Source organism: Lichenibacterium dinghuense (assembly GCF_021730615.1).
Classification (GTDB): Bacteria; Pseudomonadota; Alphaproteobacteria; order Rhizobiales; family Beijerinckiaceae; genus Lichenihabitans; species Lichenihabitans dinghuensis.
Genome location: NZ_JAJLMN010000001.1, coordinates 5,134,035 through 5,156,929, shown reverse-complemented (window position 1 = coordinate 5,156,929; position 22,895 = coordinate 5,134,035). Strand labels below are relative to the sequence as shown.

27 protein-coding genes are annotated in these 22,895 nt (G+C 72.7%); 13 read left to right on the top strand and 14 right to left on the bottom strand.

Features of this window, described 5'->3' with window-relative positions; all coding sequences use genetic code 11:
- Positions 1–145 precede the first annotated feature (145 nt).
- From L7N97_RS24775 to L7N97_RS24765, 3 genes are all read left to right on the top strand, one after another.
- Positions 146–427, top strand: coding sequence for a GCG_CRPN prefix-to-repeats domain-containing protein (locus L7N97_RS24775; RefSeq protein ID WP_237480952.1), 282 nt, complete (start codon positions 146–148; stop codon positions 425–427).
- 84 nt (positions 428–511) lie between these two features.
- Positions 512–1,393, top strand: coding sequence for an ATP-binding protein (locus L7N97_RS24770; protein ID WP_237480950.1), 882 nt, complete (start codon positions 512–514; stop codon positions 1,391–1,393).
- A gap of 55 nt (positions 1,394–1,448) precedes the next feature.
- Positions 1,449–2,066, top strand: coding sequence for an acyloxyacyl hydrolase (locus tag L7N97_RS24765; protein ID WP_237480949.1), 618 nt, complete (start codon positions 1,449–1,451; stop codon positions 2,064–2,066).
- A 198-nt stretch (positions 2,067–2,264) separates the two neighbouring features.
- Here the strand turns inward: L7N97_RS24765 and L7N97_RS24760 are convergent, their stop codons facing one another.
- The 9 genes from L7N97_RS24760 to L7N97_RS24720 all read right to left on the bottom strand — a co-directional run bounded on the left by L7N97_RS24760 (position 2,265) and on the right by L7N97_RS24720 (position 10,220).
- On the bottom strand, positions 2,265–3,905 hold the full coding sequence (locus L7N97_RS24760) for a LysM peptidoglycan-binding domain-containing M23 family metallopeptidase (protein ID WP_237480947.1): 1,641 nt from the start codon (positions 3,903–3,905) through the stop codon (positions 2,265–2,267).
- A 129-nt stretch (positions 3,906–4,034) separates the two neighbouring features.
- Positions 4,035–4,682 carry a protein-L-isoaspartate O-methyltransferase family protein gene (locus L7N97_RS24755; RefSeq protein WP_237480944.1) on the bottom strand — a complete coding sequence of 216 codons (648 nt, stop codon included), beginning with the start codon at positions 4,680–4,682 and terminating at the stop codon, positions 4,035–4,037.
- Between the two features lie 73 nt (positions 4,683–4,755).
- Complete coding sequence (gene surE / locus L7N97_RS24750) at positions 4,756–5,520, bottom strand: 5'/3'-nucleotidase SurE (protein ID WP_237480943.1); 765 nt, start codon at positions 5,518–5,520, stop codon at positions 4,756–4,758.
- On the bottom strand, positions 5,520–6,818 hold the full coding sequence (serS, locus tag L7N97_RS24745; protein WP_237480941.1) for a serine--tRNA ligase: 1,299 nt from the start codon (positions 6,816–6,818) through the stop codon (positions 5,520–5,522). The genes surE and serS overlap by 1 nt, the downstream gene beginning before the upstream one ends.
- Positions 6,819–6,993: 175 nt before the next feature.
- Positions 6,994–7,794 (bottom strand): twin-arginine translocase subunit TatC, encoded by an 801-nt coding sequence (gene tatC, locus L7N97_RS24740; RefSeq protein WP_237480937.1) that lies wholly within the window; start codon positions 7,792–7,794, stop codon positions 6,994–6,996.
- A complete protein-coding gene (gene tatB, locus L7N97_RS24735; RefSeq protein WP_237480936.1) occupies positions 7,791–8,420 on the bottom strand; it encodes a Sec-independent protein translocase protein TatB in 630 nt (209 codons plus the stop codon). The genes tatC and tatB overlap by 4 nt, the downstream gene beginning before the upstream one ends.
- A gap of 102 nt (positions 8,421–8,522) precedes the next feature.
- Entirely contained in the window at positions 8,523–8,807 is a 285-nt protein-coding gene (locus L7N97_RS24730) for a twin-arginine translocase TatA/TatE family subunit (protein ID WP_237480934.1), read from the bottom strand.
- A gap of 157 nt (positions 8,808–8,964) precedes the next feature.
- A complete protein-coding gene (gene ldtR, locus L7N97_RS24725; protein ID WP_428981066.1) occupies positions 8,965–9,477 on the bottom strand; it encodes a transcriptional regulator LdtR in 513 nt (170 codons plus the stop codon).
- Between the two features lie 272 nt (positions 9,478–9,749).
- Positions 9,750–10,220 (bottom strand): DUF6163 family protein, encoded by a 471-nt coding sequence (locus L7N97_RS24720; RefSeq protein ID WP_237480932.1) that lies wholly within the window; start codon positions 10,218–10,220, stop codon positions 9,750–9,752.
- A 90-nt stretch (positions 10,221–10,310) separates the two neighbouring features.
- Here L7N97_RS24720 and hemB point away from each other — a divergent pair, with 90 nt between their 5' ends.
- From hemB to L7N97_RS24700, 4 genes are all read left to right on the top strand, one after another.
- On the top strand, positions 10,311–11,360 hold the full coding sequence (hemB, locus tag L7N97_RS24715; protein ID WP_237480931.1) for a porphobilinogen synthase: 1,050 nt from the start codon (positions 10,311–10,313) through the stop codon (positions 11,358–11,360).
- Between the two features lie 74 nt (positions 11,361–11,434).
- Positions 11,435–12,769 (top strand): branched-chain amino acid ABC transporter permease, encoded by a 1,335-nt coding sequence (locus tag L7N97_RS24710; RefSeq protein WP_237480929.1) that lies wholly within the window; start codon positions 11,435–11,437, stop codon positions 12,767–12,769.
- 41 nt (positions 12,770–12,810) lie between these two features.
- Complete coding sequence (locus L7N97_RS24705) at positions 12,811–13,278, top strand: RDD family protein (protein ID WP_237480927.1); 468 nt, start codon at positions 12,811–12,813, stop codon at positions 13,276–13,278.
- A 94-nt stretch (positions 13,279–13,372) separates the two neighbouring features.
- Positions 13,373–14,122: an arginyltransferase gene (locus L7N97_RS24700; protein WP_237480925.1), complete on the top strand. Its 750-nt coding sequence runs from the start codon at positions 13,373–13,375 to the stop codon at positions 14,120–14,122.
- Between the two features lie 10 nt (positions 14,123–14,132).
- Here L7N97_RS24700 and L7N97_RS24695 read toward each other — a convergent pair whose 3' ends face one another.
- From L7N97_RS24695 to L7N97_RS24685, 3 genes are all read right to left on the bottom strand, one after another.
- Positions 14,133–14,504, bottom strand: coding sequence for a hypothetical protein (locus L7N97_RS24695; RefSeq protein WP_237480923.1), 372 nt, complete (start codon positions 14,502–14,504; stop codon positions 14,133–14,135).
- Between the two features lie 112 nt (positions 14,505–14,616).
- Complete coding sequence (locus L7N97_RS24690) at positions 14,617–15,873, bottom strand: Nramp family divalent metal transporter (RefSeq protein WP_237480922.1); 1,257 nt, start codon at positions 15,871–15,873, stop codon at positions 14,617–14,619.
- 109 nt (positions 15,874–15,982) lie between these two features.
- Complete coding sequence (locus L7N97_RS24685) at positions 15,983–17,446, bottom strand: hypothetical protein (protein WP_237480920.1); 1,464 nt, start codon at positions 17,444–17,446, stop codon at positions 15,983–15,985.
- Positions 17,447–17,650: 204 nt separating this feature from the next.
- Between L7N97_RS24685 and L7N97_RS24680 the strand changes: the two genes are divergently transcribed.
- The 3 genes from L7N97_RS24680 to L7N97_RS24670 all read left to right on the top strand — a co-directional run bounded on the left by L7N97_RS24680 (position 17,651) and on the right by L7N97_RS24670 (position 18,994).
- Positions 17,651–18,166, top strand: a complete 516-nt coding sequence (locus L7N97_RS24680; RefSeq protein ID WP_237480918.1) for a hypothetical protein — start codon at positions 17,651–17,653, stop codon at positions 18,164–18,166.
- Between the two features lie 88 nt (positions 18,167–18,254).
- On the top strand, positions 18,255–18,485 hold the full coding sequence (locus L7N97_RS24675) for a DUF3072 domain-containing protein (RefSeq protein WP_237480916.1): 231 nt from the start codon (positions 18,255–18,257) through the stop codon (positions 18,483–18,485).
- A gap of 77 nt (positions 18,486–18,562) precedes the next feature.
- Positions 18,563–18,994, top strand: coding sequence for a tryptophan-rich sensory protein (locus tag L7N97_RS24670; RefSeq protein ID WP_237480914.1), 432 nt, complete (start codon positions 18,563–18,565; stop codon positions 18,992–18,994).
- A gap of 25 nt (positions 18,995–19,019) precedes the next feature.
- Here the strand turns inward: L7N97_RS24670 and hpt are convergent, their stop codons facing one another.
- Positions 19,020–19,550 carry a hypoxanthine phosphoribosyltransferase gene (hpt, locus tag L7N97_RS24665; RefSeq protein ID WP_309242845.1) on the bottom strand — a complete coding sequence of 177 codons (531 nt, stop codon included), beginning with the start codon at positions 19,548–19,550 and terminating at the stop codon, positions 19,020–19,022.
- A gap of 5 nt (positions 19,551–19,555) precedes the next feature.
- Positions 19,556–20,284, bottom strand: coding sequence for a zinc-ribbon domain-containing protein (locus L7N97_RS24660; RefSeq protein WP_237480911.1), 729 nt, complete (start codon positions 20,282–20,284; stop codon positions 19,556–19,558).
- Positions 20,285–20,421: 137 nt separating this feature from the next.
- Here L7N97_RS24660 and ftsE point away from each other — a divergent pair, with 137 nt between their 5' ends.
- The 3 genes from ftsE (at position 20,422) to L7N97_RS24645 (ending at position 22,737) form a co-directional block, all read left to right on the top strand.
- Entirely contained in the window at positions 20,422–21,084 is a 663-nt protein-coding gene (ftsE, locus tag L7N97_RS24655; RefSeq protein ID WP_237480909.1) for a cell division ATP-binding protein FtsE, read from the top strand.
- Complete coding sequence (locus L7N97_RS24650; protein ID WP_237480908.1) at positions 21,077–21,991, top strand: cell division protein FtsX; 915 nt, start codon at positions 21,077–21,079, stop codon at positions 21,989–21,991. The genes ftsE and L7N97_RS24650 overlap by 8 nt, the downstream gene beginning before the upstream one ends.
- A 101-nt stretch (positions 21,992–22,092) precedes the next feature.
- On the top strand, positions 22,093–22,737 hold the full coding sequence (locus tag L7N97_RS24645) for a YdcF family protein (protein WP_237480905.1): 645 nt from the start codon (positions 22,093–22,095) through the stop codon (positions 22,735–22,737).
- The last annotated feature ends 158 nt before the right edge of the window (positions 22,738–22,895 follow it).

Here is a 22,895-nt window from a genome sequence, read left to right as displayed (position 1 = left end):
CCGCGCGGGCGCTGGAGCAATGGCGCGACGGTGACGCGCCTGTGCCCCCTTGGGAGCGTCGCGCTCCCGCCCGGAACCTTCGACGGGCCCCCCGGTTCGGCGGAAAGGCCGGCGGTGGGCCGAGCCGGTTGCAGGAAGGGACGCCATGAGGCTGAAAGCTTTGTTCATCGCCGCCGCGGCCGCGGGCCTGATCGCCGCGGGCGGCGCGGAAGCCATGCCGGTCGCCGGCCTGTCGTCGGTCGAGGGTGCCGCGCCGCTCGTGCAGGTGCGCGGCGGCTGCGGCTTCGGCGAACACCGGGGCCTCTTCGGCGGTTGCCGCCTGAACCGGGGCTGGCGCGGCCGCCTCCGCTATTTCCGGACCGGCGCGCCGCGCGGCTGCCCGCCCGGCCGCACCCGCATCCGGGGCATCTGCCGCTTCGTGCGCTGACGCTCCGAAGGGTCGGCCCGCCTTGACAAGGCGCGGCGGCGCTCAGCAGAAGCCGGCCGACCCTTCCGAGACAAGGAGGCCGCCATGGCCCCGATCCCGTCCGACGCCGCCACGGCGGCGCTCCTCGAACGCATCGCCCTCGCGCTGGAGCGCCTCGCCCCGGCGGGCCCGGCGCGGCCGGACTTCGACGCCGCCGACGCCTTCGTGTGGTCCGCAGCCGGCTCGCTGGCGCCGGTGCCGCGGGTCAGCCGCGTCGACGTCGCGCTGCTGCGCGGCATCGACCGCGTGCGCGACCAGCTTCTCGACAACACCCGCCGCTTCGCCCGCGGCCTGCCGGCCAACAACGCGCTCCTGTGGGGCGCGCGCGGCATGGGCAAGTCGTCGCTCGTCAAGGCCGCGCAGGCGACCGTCAACGCCGAGCGGCCGGCGGGCGCGCCGCGGCTCAAGCTCGTCGAGATCCATCGCGAGGACATCGACGGGCTGCCGGCCCTGATGGGCCTGCTGCGGGACAGCCGCTACCCCTTCGTGCTGTTCTGCGACGACCTGTCGTTCGACTCGGACGACACGACCTACAAGTCCCTGAAGGCGGTGTTGGAGGGCGGCATCGAGGGCCGGCCCGCCAACGTGCTGTTCTACGCCACCTCCAACCGACGGCACCTGATGCCGCGTGACATGATGGACAACGAGCGCGCCACCGCCATCAACCCCGGCGAGGCCGTCGAGGAAAAGGTGTCGCTGTCCGACCGCTTCGGCCTGTGGCTCGGCTTCCACAAATGCTCGCAGGACGAGTATCTCGACATGGTGCAGGGCTACGCGGAGCATTTCGCGCTCGGCCTCGACCGCGCTGCCCTCGCGCCCGAAGCGCTGGAATGGTCGACCACGCGAGCGTCGCGTTCAGGACGCACTGCCTGGCAATTCATCCAGGACCTGGCCGGCCGCCTGGACAAGCCCCTACCCCAAACCTAAGGTCCCGCTCGCCATCCTTTCACCGGATTTCGACCCCGCGGAGCACGATCCACCCATGATGTTGAGCCGAATCGGGCGGGCCGTCGCCGCGGCCGCCCTGGTCTGCGGGTCCGCACCGGCCTTCGCCTCCGACCTGCCCGCCGCTCCCGCGCCGCTGCCGACCTTCGTGGCGGCCCCGGTCGAGGCGCCGAGCCCCTACGGCATCCTGTCGGAGGCGCGGTTCGGCGTGCTGGCGCACGGCGTCGACGAGCACGAGTTCGGCACCGTCGACGTCAACGGCGAGGTCCTGTTCAGCAAGGTGTACCACCTGCAGGGCGCCTGGGACTACCTGATCCCGCGCTTCCACCTCGGCGGAAACCTGAACACCTCCGGCCGCACCAGCGACGTCTACGGCGGCGTGACCTGGCAGTTCCCGATCTACGGCCGCTTCTTCGGCGAGCTCGGCTTCGGCGGCGACCTCAACGACGGCAACACGAGCCTCGTCTTCCCGAAGGGCAACACGGACATCCGCGTCGGCTGCGTGGCGAACTTCCGCGAATCGGCCTCGCTCGGCTACCACCTCGACGACCATTGGAACCTGATGGCCTTCGCCGAGCACGCCTCCAACGCCGGGCTCTGCGCCCACAACGAGGGCATCACGGCGATCGGCGGCCGGGTCGGCTACGTCTTCTAGCGGCGGTCGCGCCGCTGCCGGCATCCGCCGGATCTCGGTCGACATCGAAGAGCGGCGGGCCTGTCTTGGGACCCGCCGCTCGTCGATCGCACGCCCAACAGTGTCTCGCGGCTGGGCGGCTTGGCTGGCCGGCACGCCCGCGGAGGCGGGGGTGTGCCGGCCGTGTCTCGGTGAGGCTCGCTCGCGCCGAGCCCGCTCTCAAGTCCCGGCCAGCATGCCCGTCGGGTCGACCGGGGTCGAACCCTTGCGCACCTCGAAGTGGAGCTGCGGCGAGGACACGTTGCCGCTCTGGCCCGACTTGGCGATCACGTCGCCGCGCTTCACGGTGGCGCCGCGCTTGACGTCGATCTCGCCGTTGTTGGCGTAGGCGGTGACGTAACCGTTCGGGTGGCGGATCAGCACGAGGTTGCCGTAGCCCTTGAGCTCGTTCCCCGCATAGGCCACGACCCCGCCCTCGGCCGCCTTGACGGCCGTGCCTTCGGGCACCGCGATGTTGATGCCGTCGTTGCCGCCGGCGCCGCCCTTGAAGCCGGCGATGATGCGGCCGCGGGCCGGCCAGCGGAACTCGGGGCCGCCCGCGTCGGCGACCACGGGGGCTGCGGCCGGGGCCGCCGCGGCGGCAGGCGGCACGGTGGCGGTCGGCGTCGCGTCGACCTTCTTCTCGACGGCGGCGACCTGCTCGGGCTTGGCCGGCGCCGGAGCGGGCTCCGGCTTGGCGGCCGCGATCTTGGCGGCCTTGGCCGCGGCGGCGGCCGTCTTCGCGGCATCGGCGGCCGACTTGGCCGCGGCGACCTTGGCCTTGGCGGCCTCGCGGTCCGCGGCGACCTTCTGGGCCGCGGCGGCCTTCTCGGCGGCGGCCACCTTCGCGGCCTCGGCCTTCTGGGCGGCGGCGGCCTTGGCGTCCACGCGCGGCGCGGCCTTGCTGGCGAGCTTGCGCGCGGCGGCGTCGGCCTTGGCCTTCTCGGCCGCGGCCTGTGCGGCGGCGATCTTCGCGGCCGCCTCGGCCTTGCGGGCTTCGGCCGCCTTCTGCGCTTCCGCGGCCTTCTGGGCTGCGGCGAGCTTCTCGGCGGCGGCCTTGTCTGCCGCGCGCTGGGTCGCCACGATGCGCTGCGCTTCGGCGTTGCGCTCGGCCAGGGTCGCGGGCTTCTCGACCTTGAAGGGCAGCGCGCCGGGCTTGCGGGGCGGCTCGGCGGCCTCCTCCTCCGGCTCGGCCTTGGCGACGTGGGCCGGCACGGTCTTCACCGGGGCGACGTGCTCCTCGGGCTCGACCGGCTCGGAGCGCACGGGAGCCTGGGCGACCTTGGCGGCGCCCGCCGGGCTGGAGACGGCGTTGTAGATCGGGATCACGATCGTGGTGCCGGGCCGCACCTCGCTCGCGGCATGCAGGTTGTTGGTCTGCAGCAGCACGTTCTCCGGCACGCCGTAGCGCTGGGCCAGCACGGCGGCCGAATCGCCCGCGCCGACCTGCACGGAAGCGCCGCCCTGCCCGGTCCAGCCGCCGAATGACGCGCCCTTGACCGGCGTGGACGAGGGGATCGAGCCCGTGGTCTCGCGCGACACGGCGGCCGGCGCGCGGAACGTCGACGCCGTGGCGACGTGGCTCGACGGCGGCAGCGCCGAGGCGGTGACGGGCGGCGTGCGGCCGGTGCCGAGCGACGGGGACGCGTGGGCGACCTTCTTGGGCTTGGGCGGGATCGAGCCGGTCGAGAACGGATTGCCGAAGGCGTCGCCGAACCGGGTGGAATCGGCCGAGCAGCCGCTCATCAGGGCCGCCACCGCGGTCACGGCGCAGATCTGGAGGACGATCCGCCCGTTGCCGGGCGTCAACAGCTTACTCATCAGCGGATCATCCACTCAACGCGGGCTCAGTGGAGTCCATGTAGAGGGAGGCCGGTTAAGGCGCGGTTTAAGATGAATCGCGGTGCCGTGTTTCCGCCGGGAACATGAACGGCCGGAGCCCGGCCGCCCTCACAGCAACGCGGAAGGGCCGTCGTAGAGAGGCCGCAGGCGCGAGGGAGCGACCGGGGTGAGGCTCCAGATCCCCTCGTCGGAGCGGCGTCCGCGCACGACCTGTTGCACGCCGGACACGGTCGTCGCGAAGACGATCGTGCCGTCCGGCCTGAGCAGCCGCGCGAGCTCGTCCGGCACGGCCGGCAGGGCGCCGTGCACCAGGATGCGGTCGAACGGACCGCGCGCGGGCGGCACCGCGAGGCCGTCGCCCCAGACCACCGAGCAGCCGGTGACGCCGAGCGTCGCCAGCCGCGCGCCGGCGGCCTGCGCCAGTGTGCGGAATCGCTCGACGCCCAGCACTTCGCCGCCGAGGCGGCCCAGCAGCGCCGCGGCGTAGCCCGAGCCGGACCCGACCTCCAGCACGCGATGCGCCGGGCGGACGGCCAGCGCTTCCAGCATGCGGGCGATCAGCGCGGGCTCGGACTGGACCTGGCCGCAGGCGAGCGGCAGCGCGATGTTCCGCGCCGCGAGGTCGGCGTAGCGGTGCGGCACGAAGGCCTCGCGCGGCACGGCTTCGAGCGCGCGCAGCACCGCGAGGTCGCGGATGCCGCGCTCGCGCAGGCCGAACAGGAACGCGGCCTTGGCTTCGAGGCTGTCCGCCGTCATGCTCGTGGTCCGTGATGCCGTCGCGGGGCCCTGCCCGCCGCCGCGAAAGGGCCGAAGCCCTTCGATCCCGCGTTCAGCCGAAGAGCTTCGCGTAGCGCTCGTGCGTGTCGCGGTCGGTGAGGTCGAGGCGCAGCGGCGTGACCGAGATGCGCCGGTTGCGCAGGGCTTCGAGGTCGGAGCCCTCGACCGGCGTGAACTTGCCGCGCGCGAAGCCGATCCAATAGTAGGGGTTGCCGCGGCCGTCCTCGCGCTCGTGCACCTGCATCAGCGCCGTGTCGCGCGCGCCCTGCCGCGTCACCTCGATGCCCGCCACCTCGCCGGGCGCGCAGTCCGGGAAGTTGACGTTGACCAGCGTGCCGCGCGGGATGCCGGCGTCGAGCACCTGCCGCACGACGTCGGCCGCGTGGTGCTCGCCGCAGTCCCAGTGCGGGTTCTGCCGGCCCGACACCGGCCCGTAGGCCTGGCTCAGCGCCAGGGACGCCACGCCGAGCAGCGTGCCCTCCATGGCGGCCGCGATCGTGCCCGAATAGGTCACATCCTCGGCGACGTTCTGGCCGCGGTTGATGCCGGACAGGATCAGGTCCGGCTTGCGGTCCTTCAGGATGGAGTTGACCGCCATGATCACGCAGTCGGTCGGCGTCCCCCGCACGGCGTAGCGGTCCTCCGACACCTCGCGCAGCCGCAGCGGGTCGTTCAGCGACAGGGAATGCGCGACGCCGGACTGGTCGGTCTCGGGCGCGACGACGACCACGTCGTCGCTGAGTCCGCGCGCCACGCGCTCCAGCACGGCGAGCCCCGGCGCGTGGATGCCGTCGTCGTTGGTGATGAGGATGCGCATCAAGTCCTGCCCTTCGCCGGCCCGATCCGGTCGAGGCCGCCCATGTAGGGTCGCAACACCTCCGGCACCGCTATGGTGCCGTCCGGGTCCTGATAGTTTTCCATGACGGCCACCAGCGCGCGGCCGACCGCGACGCCCGAGCCGTTGAGCGTGTGGACGAACCGCGTGTTCTTGGCGCCCGCGGGCCGGTAGCGCGCCTCCATGCGCCGCGCCTGGAAATCGCCGCAGGTCGAGCAGGACGAGATCTCGCGGAAGGCGCCCTGCCCCGGCAGCCAGACTTCGAGGTCGAAGGTCTTGCGCGACGCGAAGCCCATGTCGCCCGTGCAGAGCAGCATTCGGCGGTAGTGCAGGCCGAGCCCCTCCAGCACGTCCTCGGCCGCGCGCGTCATGCGCTCGTGCTCCTCGTCCGAGGCTTCGGGCGCCGTGACCGACACCATCTCGACCTTGGCGAACTGGTGCTGGCGGATCATGCCGCGCGTGTCGCGGCCGGCCGAGCCGGCTTCCGCGCGAAAGCAGTTGGTCAGCGCCGTGAAGCGCATCGGCAGTTCGCGCTCGTCGATGACGCGCTCGCGGGCGAGGTTGGTGAGCGGCACCTCGGCGGTGGGGATCAGCCAATGGTCGTCGCCGGCGCGGAACTGGTCGTCGCGGAACTTCGGCAGCTGCGCGGTGCCGTACATGGCGGCGTCGCGCACCAGCACGGGCGGGTCGACCTCCTCGTAGCCGTGCCGGTCGACGTGCATGTCGATCATGTACTGGCCGAGCGCGCGGTGGAGGCGGGCCAGCGTCCCCTTCAGCACCACGAACCGCGCGCCCGACATCCTGGCCGCGGCGTCGAAGTCCATGAGGCCGAGCGCCTCGCCGAGCGCGAAATGCTCGCGCGGCACGAAGCCGTCCGGGAAGCCGGGCTTCTGGCCGGCGCGGTGCTGCTCGACGTTGCCGTGCTCGTCGGCGCCGAGCGGCACGTCCTCGCGCGGTATGTTGGGAATCTCCATCAGGGCGTCCTCGAGCGCGCGGGCGCTGTCGCGCTCCTCGGCTTCGAGCGCCGGCGCCTCGGCCTTGAGGCCGGCCACCTCGGCCTTCAGGCGTTCGGCGGTGTCAAGGTCCTTGCGGCCCATCGCCTGGCCGATCTCCTTGGCGGCGGCGTTGCGGCGCTCCTGCACGGCCTGCGACCGCCCGATCGCTGAGCGCCGGCGGTCGTCGAGCGACAGCAGCGCGGCGCTCAGCGGCTCCAGCCCGCGCGCGCGGCGGCCCGCGTCGAAGGCCTCGGGGTTGTCGCGGATCCATTTGATGTCGAACATGGGGCGCCCGGTCGGGCGGGGCCGGAACCCCGCGTCATGCGTGTCCCGCCTCATAGGCGAGGACGGCCGGAGGCGAAAGCCGGCCCGCGCCGCCGCGCCGCTTTTCCGAACCAGGCCCGCAGGGCCTCGGCCGAGGACTCGCCGAGGGCCGCGGGCCTGTCGCAGCCGACCGGGATCAGACCACCGGGCCCGCCGCCGGCGGCACGCGGCGCTTCTCCATCGCCCGCACGGCCACGACGGCGCCCTCGTAGAGCAGCAGCATCGGCAGGGCGAGCGAGCACATGGAGATGACGTCCGGCGGCGTCAGGATCGCCGCCGCCACCACGACGACCACGATGGCGTAGCGCCGCTTCTCGCGCAGAAATGTCGAGTCGATGATGCCCACCTGCCCGAGCAGGGTCAGGATCACCGGCAATTGGAAGGCGATCCCGAAGGCGAAGATCAGCGTCGTGATGAGCGACAGGTACTCGCTGACCTTGGGCAGCAGCTCGATCGCGGCCTGCCCCGGCTCCGGCGCCTGGAGCTGGTGCACCGAGAACTGGATCAGCAGCGGCATCACCACGAAATAGACGAGCAGCCCGCCGAGCACGAAGAAGACCGGCGTCGCCACGAGGTAGGGCACGAAGGCCTTCTTCTCGGATTTGTAGAGGCCCGGCGCCACGAACATGTAGATCTGCGTGGCGATGACCGGGAAGGCCAGGAAGGCGGCCCCGAACATCGACAGCTTCAGGTTCGTGTAGAACTGCTCGAGAAAGTGCGTCGCGATCAGCGTCGCCTTCTCGTAGCCCACCACGCGCACGTAGGGCTCGACCAGGATGTTGTAGATGCCGCGCGCGAAGTAGAAGCAGATCAGGAAGGCGACCAGGAAGGCCGCCATGGCCTTGATGAGGCGCGAGCGCAGCTCGATCAGGTGCTCGATCAGCGGCGCCTTCGAGGCCTCGATGTCGTCCACGGGCTGGTTGACGTGCTGGTTCATGGACGGGGGTCGCGACGCGGGGGCAGGAACGGCCGGCCGCGGCCGGTGAAGGCGGGCTTGGCCGCGAGGCGGTCGCCCGGCGGCCGCCGCTTCGGCACCAGGATGCGCCGCCGCCCCGCGTCTGTCGACCCGGCGTCGACGCTGTGGACGGCGCCCGCCGATTCGGCGGGCGTGTGGTGCGCCGCTTCGGCGGGTTCGAGGAACACCGGGTCGGGGTCGAGCGCCGACACCGCACCCCTGATGGCGGGCGTCTCGGCCGCCGCGGGGAGCGCGGAGCCGATCGGGTCCTGGCCGAAGGGGTTGGCGGCCGTCCCGGCCGCGGGTGCCTGCGCCACGGAGGTCGATTCGACGGACTTGATGATCGACGTCTTGATGTCGTGGACGGGGTTGAAGTTCACGTCGAGCGAAGCCGTGTTCTTCAGCTTGCTGACCTCCTTCTGGAGGTCGGCGAGGTCAGCCTCCTTCATGGCGTCCATGAACTGGCCCTGGAACTCGGCGGCCATGCGGCGGAGCTTGCCCACCATCTGCCCCACCTGGCGCAGGACGCGCGGCAGGTCCTTCGGGCCGATCACGACCAGCGCCACCACGCCGATGATCAGCAGCTTGCTCGCGTCGAAGTCGAACATGGATCCGGAAAGCTGAAGGGACGGCCAACGCGGCACGGGCAGCCACCCGGGCCGTCGGCGGCCCGGGATGCGCGGAAAAGCTCGGGATGCGGCGGGGCGACGTCAGCCGACGCGGCGCGTGTCCGTCGTCGTGGTCTCGACCGTGGTGCCGTCAGGGCGGTGGTCGATGGTGCGGATAGGCTGCACGGTCTCGCCGAGCGGGCGCACGGGCTCGGCCACGGCGGTCGGCTTGGCCGGAACCTCGTCCTCGTCCGCCATGCCCTTCTTGAAGCTCTTGATGCCCTTGGCGAAGTCGCCCATCAGGTCGGACACCTTCCCCTTGCCACCGAACAGGAGCAGCAGCACGCCGCCCACGATGATCCAGTGCCAGATGCTCATTCCACCCATGACGATCTCCACGGTCTGGCGGCGCTCGATGCCACCCCCGGCGTCCGTTGGCTGGAACCTATGCGCCGGACCCTGCGAACACAAGTTGCGCGGATCCGACCGGGGTCCGGGCCTCGCGAGCAACTCGGCGCGATGCCGGACCGGGACCGGCCGAAACTCAGAGCCGGTACTTGATCTGGTCGGTCCAGAAGCGCTCCAGCCGGACCAGCGCCTGGTTGACGCGCTCGAACTCCGCCGAGGAGATGCCGCCGATCTGCTCCACCGTGAGGACGTGCTTCTCGTAGAGTGCCGCCACGATCACGTGGACCTCCTTGCCCTTCTCGGTCAGGCTGATGCGGACCGAGCGGCGGTCGATCCGCGAACGGGCGTGGTGCAGGTAACCCGTCTCGACGAGCTTCTTGACGTTGTAGGACACGTTGGAGCCGAGATAGTAGCCGCGCGTGCGCAGCTCGCCCGCCGTCAGCTCCTTGTCGCCGATGTTGTAGAGCAGCAGCGCCTGCACGGCGTTGACGTCGCCGCGGCCGCGGCGGTCGAACTCGTCCTTGATGACGTCGAGCAGGCGGCGATGGAGCCGCTCCACCAGCGTCAGGCTCTCCAGGTAGACGGGGCGGACCTCGTCCAGGCGCTCGTCCCGGCCCTGCGCGACTTCGATCTTCATGGCCTTGTTCATCGTCTCGCCCCGTCGGTTCGGTGCCATCAGGCCGGTGGTCCGGCCGCTTCCCTGTATGGCGAAGTTAGGACCGGCCCCATGAAGGCGAGTTTAAGCGACAGACTGAACGCGCGATTTACTTCGAATTCCGGCACCAATACCAAGGTTAGCGCGCGTTCACCCCGACAGCTCCGACTCGATTAAATTTGTATGATGGAGCATCGTCGGCACGAGGGGGCAAGCTCGACTGAGCGGCCCCGCTTTTAGACTTGGGAAAGCAGGAAAGGACCCGTTCACCCTTCTGCGTCGCCGGCCTGAGCGGCGAACCACACGAGGGCGAGGTAGGCCGCCATGAGGGCGACGTCGACGAGGCCGATCAGCAGCGGATGGTCGAAGAAGCCCGGCATCACGACGAGGACGAGGAGTTGGCCGCCGACGGCCACGAGCCAGATCACCCCGCCCCAGGGCGCCGCCAGCCACAGGCCGATGGCGGCCACGAAGTCGATCACGGCGAAGAACACGGCCGCCACCATGGCGGCGGGGGCCAGGGCCGAGAAGGGGCTGAGCCCGCCGGGGCCGGTCGCCAGCACCGCGGACCATTGCAACAGCCCCTGCAGGATCCAGACCGCGGCCGTGACCCGCATGAAGGCCACCAGCACCAAGCCCGACCGGCTGGACTCTTCCCCGGCCCGCGCGGTCTTGAGCACGATAGCGGCCTGCGGCGCGGCTGCGGCCACGCGGCGCTTGGCCGTCGATCTCTGCATGAGGGATCTCCGTTCGATGGCCGCGGCTTTCCCGCCGGTCCGGACGCGTGATAGCCTCCGCGGACCCACACAGGAACCGTCTTCCGCGCCATGTCCGAACGACCCACCGAGCACACGCCGGCCGGACCGGCGGGCGACCGTCCCCTCCCCGGCCTGGGCCTCGTCCACCGGCCCCGGCGCAACCGCAAGACCGATTGGGCGCGCCGGCTCGTGCGCGAAACCACGCTGACGGTGGACGACCTCATCTGGCCGGTCTTCGTGATCGACGGGGAGCGGCGGCGCGAGCCCGTCGCCTCCATGCCGGGCGTCGAGCGCATGTCGGTCGACGAGGTCGTGCGGGCGGCCGTGCGGGCCGCCTCGCTCGGCATCCCCGTGCTGTCGCTGTTCCCCTACACGGAGGCGAGCCTGCGCGACCCGCACGGCTCCGAGGCGCTGCGCGACACCAACCTGATCTGCCGCGCCTGCCGGGCCATCAAGGCCGAGGTGCCGGACCTAGGGCTGCTCACCGACGTGGCGCTCGACCCCTATACGAGCCACGGCCACGACGGGCTCATGGACGGCCACCGCATCGTCAACGACCCGTCCGTGCGCGTCCTCGTCGAGCAGGCGCTGGTGCAGGCGCGCGCCGGCGCCGACATCATCGCGCCCTCGGACATGATGGACGGGCGCGTCGGCGCGATCCGGGCCGGGCTCGACGCCGAGGGGTTCGAGGACGTGCAGATCATGAGCTACGCGGCGAAATACGCCTCGGCCTTCTACGGCCCGTTCCGCGACGCGATCGGCACGTCGGCGGCGCTGGTCGGCGACAAGAAGACCTACCAGATGGACCCCTGCAACGGCGCCGAAGCGCTGCGCGAGGTCGAGCTCGACATCCGCGAGGGCGCCGACATGGTGATGGTCAAGCCCGGGCTGCCGTATCTCGACGTCGTGCAGCGCGTGAAGGCGCATTTCGGCGTCCCGACCTTCGCCTATCAGGTGTCGGGCGAATACGCGATGATCCGCGCCGCCGCCGACAACGGCTGGCTCGACCGCGACCGCGCCATGGTGGAAAGCCTCGTGGCCTTCAAGCGCGCGGGCGCTGACGGGATCATGACCTATTTCGCCCCCGAGGTGGCCGAGATGCTGAACCGCAGGCGGTGAGCGGGCCGCCCTCCCCCGCGGCCGGGCCCGCGATGCTCACCCGCGGTCCCCCGGCCGGGCGCTGACGCCGCGGAATGCGCCCCGCCCTGCTCGCCCTCTGCCTCGTGCCGCTCCTCGCCGGCTGCGCCCGCACCGCGGACCGGGACGAGGCCGCGGCCTGCGCCAGCGCGGCGGCGGGCCTGGCGACGCCGGTCCGGGTGCGCGTCCTGGCCGTCTCTCCGCTCGGGCGGGACGCCGACGGGCGCTCCGGCGTTCGCCTGGCGCTGCGGCCCGAGGACCCCGACATCGCCCTGACGTCGCTGACCTGCCGCTTCGAGCCGAACGGCGGCCGCCCGGCCCTGGCGACGCTGGACACGCAGCGCGGGCCCGTCGACGACACCCACCTCATCCTGCTCCGGCGGTTCTGGCTCGGCTCGGAGGAGGCCGCGGAAGCCGAGCGCGACGCGGACGACGGCGAGGCGATCGACGCCGGCCTGCCCGCCCTCCCGATCCGCGTCGCCTATCTGTTCCAGCAGGCGCTGAACGCCCTGCCCGACGCCGCCGTCTACGGCCTGCTCGGCGCCGCCTATTCGCTGGTCTACGGCCTGTCCGGCCGCATCAACTTCGCCTTCGGCGAGATCGCGGCGGTGGGCGGGGTCGCGGCGGTCGTGGCGGGAACGCTGTCGCGCGACGCTCCGGCCGGTGTCGCGCTCGCGCTCGCCGGCGTGCTGGGCCTCTACGCCGCAGCCCTGTGCGGCGCCGCGGTGGAGCACGGCGTGCTGTGGCGGCTCCGGCGGGTCACCGGCCAGCAGGGGCTCGTGGCGACGCTCGGCGTCGCGCTGGCCCTGCGCGAGTACCTGCGCCTCGCCACCGGCTCGCAGCCGCTCTGGGTCGCGCCCCTGCTGGCCGAGCCCCTCCGCCTCGCCCACGCCGGCGGCTTCGTCGTCACGGTGACGCCCGTCGCCCTCGTGCTCGCCGGCACCGCGGCGGCGGCCTCGGCCGGGCTGCTCGCGGCGTTCCGCTACACGGGCTTCGGGCGCGACTGGCGCGCCTCGGCGGACGACCCGCTCGCGGCGGCGCTGGTGGGCGTCGACCCGCGGCGGCTATCCCTGCGGACGACCGCGCTGGCCTCCGCGCTGGTCGGGCTCGCCGGGGCCGGCGTGACGCTGAACTACGGCGGCGTCGGCTTCGACTACACGACGGGCCTCGGCCTCAGGGCGCTGATCGCCGCCATCCTGGGCGGCATCGGATCGGGGCCCGGCGCCTTCCTGGGCGGGATCGGCATCGCGCTCGTCGAGGCCGCCTGGTCGGCCTACTTCCCCGTCGGCGACCGCGACCTCGCCGTCGACGTCCTGCTCGTCCTCGCCCTCGTGGTGCGTCCCGGCGGGCTGCTCGGCTCGCGCGAGCCCGCGCCGCGCCGGGCGCTGTGAGGGACCTTGCGGGCCGGGGCCGGCGAGGCCAAATTCCGGTCATGGCGGGGAACCTCACCGAGATGGCCTATGTCACCACGCCCGCGGGTCGCGCGGGCCTGCCCATGGGGGCGCTCGACGGCGTCCGGCGGCGGCGCGTCGCGGCCGTGGCGCTCGACCTCGTGCTGGTGTCGATCCTGGCCTTCGGGCTCTGGATGGCGCTGCTGGTGCTCACCTTCGGCCTGTCGCTGGTGCTCCTGCCGCCGCTGTTCCCCTTCGTGGCCTTCTTCTACAACGGCCTGACCGTGTCGGGCCCCTCGATGGCGACGCCCGGCATGCGGCTCTGCGGGCTGGAGCTCAGGACGGACGCGACCGGCGCGCGCGTGCCCTTCCTGATGGCGGCGCTGCACGCCGTCCTGTTCTATTTCTCCTGGACGGTGCCGCCCATCCTGCTCGTGTCGCTGATCGCGGGGGACAAGCGCTGCCTCCATGATATGCTGTCCGGCGTCATCGTCGTGCGGCGCCTGTGACGAATCGACGGGAGGGGAGCGAGCTCCGGGCCATGATCCACCCCTGCGCTGCCCGGCCCGGTGCCGTCAGGCGCGTCGTGAGGGGAGCCGCGGCTTGACGCGGGAGCCCCGCGACGCGCCGCAGTTCTACCTGACGGCGCCCTCGCCCTGCCCCTACCTGCCGAACCGCCTGGAGCGGAAGGTGTTCACGCACCTGATCGGCCGGCGCGCCGGCGCCATCAACGATGCGCTCACGCAGTCGGGCTTCCGCCGCTCGCAGACGATCGCCTACCGGCCGGCCTGCGAGATGTGCCGGGCCTGCGTGTCGGTGCGGGTGCTGGTCGACGAGTTCGAGCCGTCCAAGGGATTCCGGCGCGTGTCGGCGCGCAACGACGACCTCGTGTCCTTCCCGGTCGAGCCGAAGCCGACCACCGAGCAATATTCGCTGTTCCGCTCCTACCTCGGCGCCCGGCACGGCGAAGGCGGCATGGCGGACATGAGCATCCTCGACTTCGCCATGATGGTCGAGGACAGCCACGTGCAGACCAGGCTCGTGGAATACCGCCGGCACGGCCCCGACACGGCCATCACCAAGCGCGGCCAGGGCCCGCTGATCGCCATGTGCCTGACCGACGTGCTCGCCGATGGGCTGTCGATGGTCTATTCCTTCTACGATCCCGAGCAGTCCGACCGGTCGCTCGGGACGCACATGATCCTCGACCACATCAGGCGCGCGAAGGCCATGGGCCTGCCGCACGTCTACCTCGGCTACTGGGTCGAGGGCTCCCGCAAGATGGCCTACAAGGCCCGGTTCGCCCCGCAGCAGCGGCTGGGCATGAACGGCTGGGAGCGGTTCGAGGGCTGAAGCCGCGGCGTCAGCCGCCGGTCCAGCGCTGGCACACCTTCGGCACGATCACCGTGGTCGAGCCCTGGGCGAGCTCGAGGATGCACTCGAACTGGTGCGTGGCGTCGCGGATCACCAGCGTGCCGGGGGCCTCGCCGAACAGCACCTCGTAGACGTCGCGGTTGTGCGTGCCCTCGCCGCAGGGGGCCTTGCGGCCGATCTCGCGGCCCTGCCGGTTGCGCAGAGGCTCACCGGCGTCGTTGGTCCAGATCGCGCAGCCCTTGAAGTCCGGCGATTCGGCGACCTTGAAGGCGGCCGCCGGCGTCGCCGCGACGAGGGAGCCGATGCCGAGGACGGCGGCGAGGGCCGCGCCGGAAGCGCGGCGGCGGAACGCGAACGACATGGAAAGCTCCGGGGCGGCGGGCGGGCGCCCGCCGCGGGCTGAACAGTTCCCGCGTTCCCTAGCACCGGCGGGCCGGCCCGCACCATGCCGCGGCGGACACAGTGCCGGCCGATCAGCTCCAGAGCCCGGCCACGCCGGCGTAGAGGCCGAGCGCGACCGTGATGGCCAGCACGACCGCCACCACGACGTGGTAGGTGCCCGCGAGCCGGAACGGCTCCGGCAGTCGCCGCGCGAGGAGGTACAGGAAGCCGATGACGATCGGCAGCAGCAGGGCGTTCAGCACCTGCACGCCGACGGCCAGCGAGACGACGTTGACGCCCGCGACGATGAAGGCCGCGCCGGCCACCAGCACGCCGAAGTAGGTGGCGTAGAACCAGGGGGCCCGGCTCACCGGCTCGTCGAGCGTGTGGCCCGAGCCGAGCAGCTCGCCGAGCTCCCGCGCCGCGGTCAGCGTCACGACGATGGCGGCCACGATGGCGGCGCCGGCGAAGCCGACGCCGAAGACGATGCGCCCGATCACCTGACCGAGCACGGGCGTCAGCGCGTCGGAGATCTGCTGCACCGTGTCGAGCTGGCCCGCCTTGCCGCCGTGCTGGAGCGCCGCCGCGCAGGCGATGACGACGGACGCCATCACGACCTGCGTCACCACGGCCCCGATGGCGGTGTCGACCCGCTCGGTCGCGATGTCGGTCGGCTTCATGCCCTTCTCGACCACCGACGACTGCTGGAAGAACACCATCCAGGGCATGATCACCGCGCCGATGTTGGCCGACACCAGCGTGAGATACTTGGTGTCCGTGGCCGGGATCGACACGAACTGTCGTGCGACCTCGCCGGCCTTGGGATGCGCCCAGACCGCCACGGCGACGAACACGACCTCGAAGGCGCCGGCGCCGAGCGCGATGCGCTCGACGGACTTGAACGAGCCCGTGACCGCCATCAGCGTCAGCGCCGCGACCACGAGGGCCATGGTGACCCAGCTCGGGATGTTCAGCATGGCGCCGATGCCGGCGAGGCCGCCCATCTCGGTCAGGAGCGCGCCCACGCAGGCGACCACCAGCGTGATCACCGCCACGAAGGCCCAGAACCGCCCGTAGGTTTCCCGGATCAGCGCGCCGTGGCTCTTGCCCGTCACCGCGCCGAGCCGGACCGTCAGCTCCTGCGCGATGAACAGGACGGGGATGAGGACGAGCTGCAGCCACAGCAGGCGGTAGCCCCACTGCGCGCCGCTCTGCGAGGCCGTGATGAGGCTGCCGGCGTCGGTGTCGGCCAGCATGGCGATGATGCCGGGCCCGAGCAGGGCGGCGAGGTGCCGCCAGGAGAAGGTGCCGACGCCCGTGTTCGGGTCGCGGCGGCGCATGTCGTCCATGGTGGGTCCGGTCGCGTCGCTCTGGAAAGCCGGGCGGCCCCCGCCGCCCGGTCAGCTCCTACGCGCCCGTCCGCACGCGGGTTGCGGCCGCCGGCCGCGACCCACCGCCCTACTGAAGTGGGGCGCCGTTGACCGTGATGGGCCCGTGGCCGAAGTCGATCACCCAGCCGAGGGTGCCGTCGGGGTTCGGTTTGGCGAGGTTCTTCGCCAGCACGAGCGGCCCCAGCGCCTGCCCGGCGCCGGGGTCCGTCGCCGCCTGGGCCTGCAGGGCCGCGATCTCGGCGTCGAGCCCCTTGGCGCTGAGCGTGACCCGGCCGCCGGGCTGCGGCCCGAGCGCCGCGCGGCCCTCCATCGTCAGGTCGAGCATCTTGGTCGTGATCCGGCTCGGCTGCAGCGTCAGCGTGCCGCCGTCGGGAAGGAACACGCGGCCCACCTGCTCCTTCTGCTCGGGCGTGATGATCACGTCGTGCCGGAGGTCGACCACGTCGACCGCCGCCTTGGCGGCCTCCGCGGCGTGGAAGCCGTCGATCCCGACGTGCAGGTCGAGCGCCGTCGGCACCAGGCCCGCGGACCACGGCGGGAGCTGGCCGGGCGGCGCGACGATGTCGGCCGCCGAGACCGAGAGGCCGGCCTTGCCGGTGCCACCGAGGCCCGACGCTTCGAGCGACAGGCCAGCCGTGCGGGCCGACACGATACCGACCGGGGTCGACAGCGACGGCGCGTCGAGCGCGCCGGTCTGCTTCAGGGCGCCGAGATAGGGCAGGCCGGCGCGGAGCAGCCCCTTGAGCTCGTCCTGCGCGGCCGTCACGCTGTCGCGGCTCGGATGGGCGGCCAGGAAGGCCCACAGGTCGAGCACGCGCGGCGCATCGAGCCGGTCGACGGCCGTGTCGGTCCGGGTTGTCGCGGAAGCGTAGCTCAGCGTGGTGCCCGCGCCGGACGGCGGCGGCACCGCCGGATTGCCGGGGGACGGGTCGGAGGGTTTCGGCTTGAACGTCACCTCGCCGCCCGCGCCCGTGCCGACGCTGTGGCTCGCGGTCGACACGGTCCCGTTCTCGGCCGGGACGCCGGTGCCGGACAGCGCCACCGCGCCGGTGTGGCGGCTCTGCACGAAGGTGGGCGTTCCGCGCTCGTCGCCCGCGCCGGTCTGGTCCTCGCGGAACGACGAGAAGCTGCCGAGCTTGGGGTCGAAGGTGCCGTCGAAGGCGCTGGTCCGGGCGGTCAGGCTGATCGTCTGGTCGCCGGCATGCATCACCAGCGGGGCGGTGTCGTCGCTCTGAACCCGCCACGTGCCGTCCGGCCGCGGCGTCAGCACCATGTTCACCGTGTAGGGCTCGATCGCGAAGCCGAAGGCGTCGAGCCCCGCGAGGCTGCGCTTGAGGTCCACCGTCACGGCATAGCCGTCGCCCTTCGGCGCCACGGTCTCGCGCGGCGCCTCGCCGGGCGCGGCGCGTCCGACGTAGCGCTCCAGCAGCGCCGACAGCCGCGCGGCTTCATCTGGCGTCGCGGGGGCGGCGGCCGCGGACAGGATCGGGAGCACGGCAGCGGCGAAACCCAACAGGAGCGATCTCGGCATCAGGACCTCGTCGACGGCGGCGTCGGGCGGGATCGCCCGGACGCCGCGGAGCACCGGGGTGCATCGCAGCGCACCATAATGCAGCGGCATCGGGGCCGGAAGGCGGTGGGATCGGGCAACCGATCGCGCGCGGCGACGTTGTGCCTGCGACGATCCGACGGCCACCGCGCGCATTTCGCGCCCCGCTCCTCCGAGGCTCATCCCATGACGACGGCTTCCTTCTCCCGCGCGGCGCTGCGTCGCTCGGCCCGCCTGGGCCTGGCTGGCGCAGCCCTGCTGGCCGCGGCCACGGGCGCCTCGGCCGAGGACGGGATCGGGGGTTTCCTGTCGTCGATCTTCGGCGGCTCCTCCCCGGCTCCCCAGGCGGCGCCGGCTCCGCAGCAGTACGCCCCGAGTTACGCTCCCCGCTACGAGCCGGCCTACCGCCGCGCGCGCCTCCGCCCGCTGGTCACCCGCCCGCTCGTCGTGCGCCTGCACCAGGCGAAGCCGAAGCTCGTCGTCGCGCAGGCGCCGACGAAGCCCGGAAAGGTGTCGATCTACGAGGACCGGACGCTGCGCCGCGGCGATGCCGTGATGACGGCCGACGGCGTCCGCATCTTCGCGGGGTCGAGCTCCTGGCCCTACGCGGCCAGCGACTTCGTCGCGCTGAACCAAGCGAAGAACGTCGACCGCGACACGTCGAAGGTCCTCGCGCAGCTCGACAAGCTGCCGCGCGGCTGACCCGCCGCCCGTCCTCGCCCGACCCTGGAACCCAGGGCGTTCTTCGGCATTGTCCGTGCGAACAAGGCGTGAACATCAGGAGCGGACCATGGCCGACGAGACCGAGCACAACCCGAAGCTCGACGAAAACCCCGGCTCCAACACGGTCAAGGACCCCGACGATTGGACCACGGGCGGCGAGCCCATGACGGGCGCCCAGGCGTCCTACCTCAAGACGCTCTCGGAAGAGGTCAAGGACGCGGAGGGCTACGAGGACGGCCTGACGAAGGCCGAGGCTTCGAAGCGCATCGACGCCCTGAAGAAGCAGGCCGGCCACTGACCTCGCCGGCCGCCCGAGCCGGCGGGCACGCCCGCCGGAGCGGCAAGCTCCGCCATGCCTGCGCCGCCGCCGCCCTCGTGGCGGCGGCGCTCGCCGTCCAGGACGGCATCGCGGCCTCGAACCTCCGCTGGTACGCGGGGCTGCTGAAGCCGACCTTCTCGCCCGCGCCGTGGCTCGCCGCGATCGGCTCCGTCGCCCTCGGCGCCGCGCTGGCCGGAGGCTTCTACAGGGTGCTCCGGCGGCCGGACTACCTGCCGGACCGTCCGGCGGCGATCCGCGTCTTCCTGATCGGCCTCGCGCTCGACGTGCTCTGGTCCTGGCTGTTCTTCGCCGGCCGCCACCCCACGGTGGCGTTGGCCGTCGCGGGGGCGCTGGCCGTCGTTGCCGCCTCGTCGGCCTGGCATTTCGCCATCGTCGACCGGCGCGCCGGGCTGCTGCTCGGCCCCTGGGTCCTCGCGGCGGCCTTCGCCTTCCTGCTCGACCTGTCGATCGCGCTCCGCAACGGCTGAAGCGGCGCGCCCAGCGCGGCCGATGTCAGCCTTCCACCACGCCGATGAAGGGGAGTTCGCGATAGCGGTGCGCGGCATCCATGCCGTAGCCCACCACGAACAGGTCCGGGCAGGTGAAGCCGACGAAGTCGGCGTCCATCGGCACGGCGCGCTTGCCGGGCTTCTCCAGCATCACGGCCACCAGCACGCGCCGCGCGCCGCGGCCGAGCAGGAGGTCGCGCGCGAAGGCCAGGGTGCGCCCGGACTCCAGGATGTCGTCGATCAGCAGCACGTCGCGCCCCGCGACCTCGGACTCGATGTCGCGCACGACCCGCACGGTGCCCGAGGACTCCGTGCCGGCGCCATAGCTCGACAGGTGCACGAACTCGACCTGCGGCGCCAGACCGGCGCCGTGCAGCGCGCGCAGCAGATCCGCGGCGAACATGAACGAGCCCTTCAGGACCGCGACGGCGAGCAGGTCGCGCGCGTCCGCGGCGGCGATCTCGGCCGCCATGGCGCGGTTGCGGGACGCGATGGCGCCCTCGTCGTAGAGGGTTCGAATGGCGGGCTCGGTCACGGGTCTCACCTGTCGGACGGCATCATCTCGGCCACGCGGCGTCGTTCCGTCCCGGGCCCCGCGAAGCTCACCGCGAGTTCCTGCCCGTCGCGCGGGGGCGCGGTCAACCGGCTGCGGAACGTGATCGTCTCTCCGACGGCGAGCTGGCCCTTCGGGGCCGGCGCGATCCAATGGTAGAGCTCGCGCCCATCCCTGTCGCGCACGGCGATGCGGAGCGCCGGGACCGGCGTCGCGTCCGGGCGCAGGTTGGTGATGCGGCCCTCGAGCGTCAGGGTCTGCGGGTTCTCGCCGCTCGCCACCACGGAGCGGACGTCGCCGAGCGCCAGCCCCGTCAGGTTCACCGGGAGCCCCATCGCGGCGAAGACCGCGGCACTCGGCGGGAAGCGCGCCACCACGCCCGCCTTTCCGGCGACCGTCGCGAGGCTGCCGAGCAGCAGCGCCGCCGCGACCGCCGCGGCCGCGGTGCCGTCCGGCGGGCGCCAGGAGATGAGGCGCGACGGGAGCGCGCGCGGCGGCCACGGCGCAAGCCGACGCCGCCCGGGCCGCGACGGCTCCTCGGCGGCGCAGCGTGCCGCGCTCGACTCGGCGACGATCTCGGGCCCGTCGTGGGCGTCCGGTCCGCTCCGGTGCACCCAGGCGTCACGGCAATGCGCGCAGCGCAGGATGCGGCCGTCGCCCAGCATGGCGGGGTCGAGCTGGTAGCCGCTCGCGCAGGTCGGGCACCGGATGAGCATGGGTCGCGCTGCGCCAGGGATGGACGGGGTTCGGAACGCGAGTTCCTGCGACCGATGAGACCGTCGACGTGGTTAAGGCGGGGTTACGCGCGCCGTGATAAGACGAGTCCAGGCTCGGCACGGGATCGGGGAAGGCGTTGGTCCGCTTCGAAAATGTCGGTCTGCGCTACGAGGCCGGGAGCGAGGTCCTGACCGACCTGTCCTTCGCCGTCGCCCCGCAGAGCTTCCAGTTCCTCACGGGCCCGTCCGGCGCCGGCAAGACCACGCTGCTGCGCCTCATGCTGCTGTCGCTGAAGCCGACGCGCGGCGTCATCACCCTGTTCGGGCAGGACGCGGCGACGCTCGACAAGGACGCCGTGACGGCCTTCCGCCGGCGCATCGGCGTGGTGTTCCAGGATTTCCGCCTGCTCGACCACCTCACCACCTACGAGAACGTGGCGCTGCCGCTGCGCGTGCAGGGCCGCGAGGAGGCGACCTACCGGGCGGAGGTGAGCGAGCTGCTCCGCTGGGTGGGCCTCGGCGGCCACATGCACGCGCGGCCGCAGGTCCTGTCGGGCGGCGAGAAGCAGCGCGCCGCCATCGCCCGCGCCCTCATCGTCCGGCCCGAGCTGCTGCTGGCCGACGAACCCACCGGCAACGTGGATCCGCCGCTGGCGCGCCGCCTGCTCCGGCTCTTCGTCGAGCTGCACCGCTCGGGGACGTCCGTCGTGATCGCCACGCACGACCTCGCCCTGATGGACCAGTTCACGCAGGCCCGACGCCTCGTGATCGGCGACCGGCGCCTCACCGTCCATGGGTGAGCCCGCGCCGGGGCGCCTCCGCCGCGAAGCGCCGCTCGTGCCGGCCGGCTCGGTCGCGGGCCGCGCGCTGGTCAGCGTCGTCGCCATCATGACGTTCCTCGCGTCCTTGGCGGCCGGCGCGGCCCTCCTGGTGGCCGGCGCGTCGCGGGACTGGCAGGCCTCCATCGCCCGCGAGGCGACCGTCCAGGTGCTGCCGGCGGCCGGCCGCGACATCGAGGCCGACGTGGGCCGCGCCGCGGCCTTGGCCGCGGCCGCGCCCGGGGTCGCCTCCGTCGAGCCCTACGGTGCCGAGCGCGCCGCGAAGCTCCTGGAACCCTGGCTCGGCTCTGGGCTCGACCTCGCCGACGTCCCTGTGCCGCGGCTCATCGCGGTCCAGCTCGGCTCCGGCGCGGGCTTCGACGCCGCCGCGCTGGCCGCGGCGCTCGCGGCCGCGGTGCCGGGCGCGACGCTCGACGACCACGGCGCCTGGCGGGCGCGGCTCGGCGCCGCGGCGGGCGCGCTAGAAGCCGTCGCGGTGGCGCTCTGCACCTTGGTTTTGGCGGCGCTGGCCCTCGCGGTGGGTTTCGCCACGCGGGGCGCCATGGCGGGCAATCGGGAGATCATCGGCGTGCTGCACTTCGTCGGCGCGGAGGACAGCTTCATCGCGCGGGAGTTCCAGCGCCGCTTCCTGCGCCTCGGGCTCCAGGGCGCGACGATCGGAAGCGGCCTCGCCGCCCTGTCGTTTCCGCTCGCCGGCCTCGCGGCCGACCGCCTGGCCGGGGCCGACGGGGTCGAGGCCCTGTTCGGCCGCTTCGCCCTCGGGCCGTGGGGCTACGGCGCGATCGCCCTCACGGCCGCCGTCACGGCGCTGCTGACGGGCTGGACGTCGCGCGCGATCGTGGTCCGCCACTTGCGTGACCTCGCGTGACGGAACCGGCCAGCGGTGGACGGATTCGACTCTCGTACATTAACGCTTCGCACACCATGGGGCGGCGAAGATCGGGCATGGTCAGCGGGACGGGACGGCTGGTGAGCAGGATCCTGACGGCGGCGACGCTGGGCTTCAGCTTCTGCGTGGTGAGCGGGATCGGCCTCGCCTGGAGCTTCAGCTCCTTTCTCGACCGGATCGCCCCGGTCGAGGTGCCGCTCGACGGCCACGCCGAGGGCGCCGTCGCCCTCACGGGCGGCGCGGATCGCATCGCCGACGCCGTCGCGCTGGTGGCGCAGGGCCACGCCGACCGCCTGCTCATCACCGGCGTCAACCCGACCACGACCCGCGGCGAGATCGTCAGGCAGACGCCCGCCGCGCGCAGCCTGATCGATTGCTGCATCGCGCTCGGCTACGAAGCCGCCAACACGGTCGGCAACGCGGTCGAGACGGAGCGGTGGGTGCGGGCCAACCACATCCGCTCGCTGATCGTGGTGACCTCGAACTACCACATGCCGCGCGCCCTGGCCGAGATGGGCTCGGCCCTGCCCGGCGTCGAATTGCTGGCCTACCCGGTCGTGTCCGAGCACGGGCGCACGCATCCGTGGTGGAGCGACAGCGCCAGCGCGCGGCTGATCCTGTGGGAATGGATCAAGTACAACGCCGCCACGCTGCGGATCGGCGCCTCGGCCCCGGCCAGCCCCGAGCCGGTCGCGGACGCGTCGACGGCGTCCACTCGGTCCTGACGGCGCCGGGTCGCTGCGCGCGCTCCGATGCGGGCCGAAGAGGCTCGCGCCGGCGACCGTCCCGAGACGTCCGTCGCGCATGTCACCGATCCGTCCGAAGCCCGATCGTCTAAGCGGCCGGCTCGCGCGACCGTCGGTCCGACGCCGTCCCGGTCCGC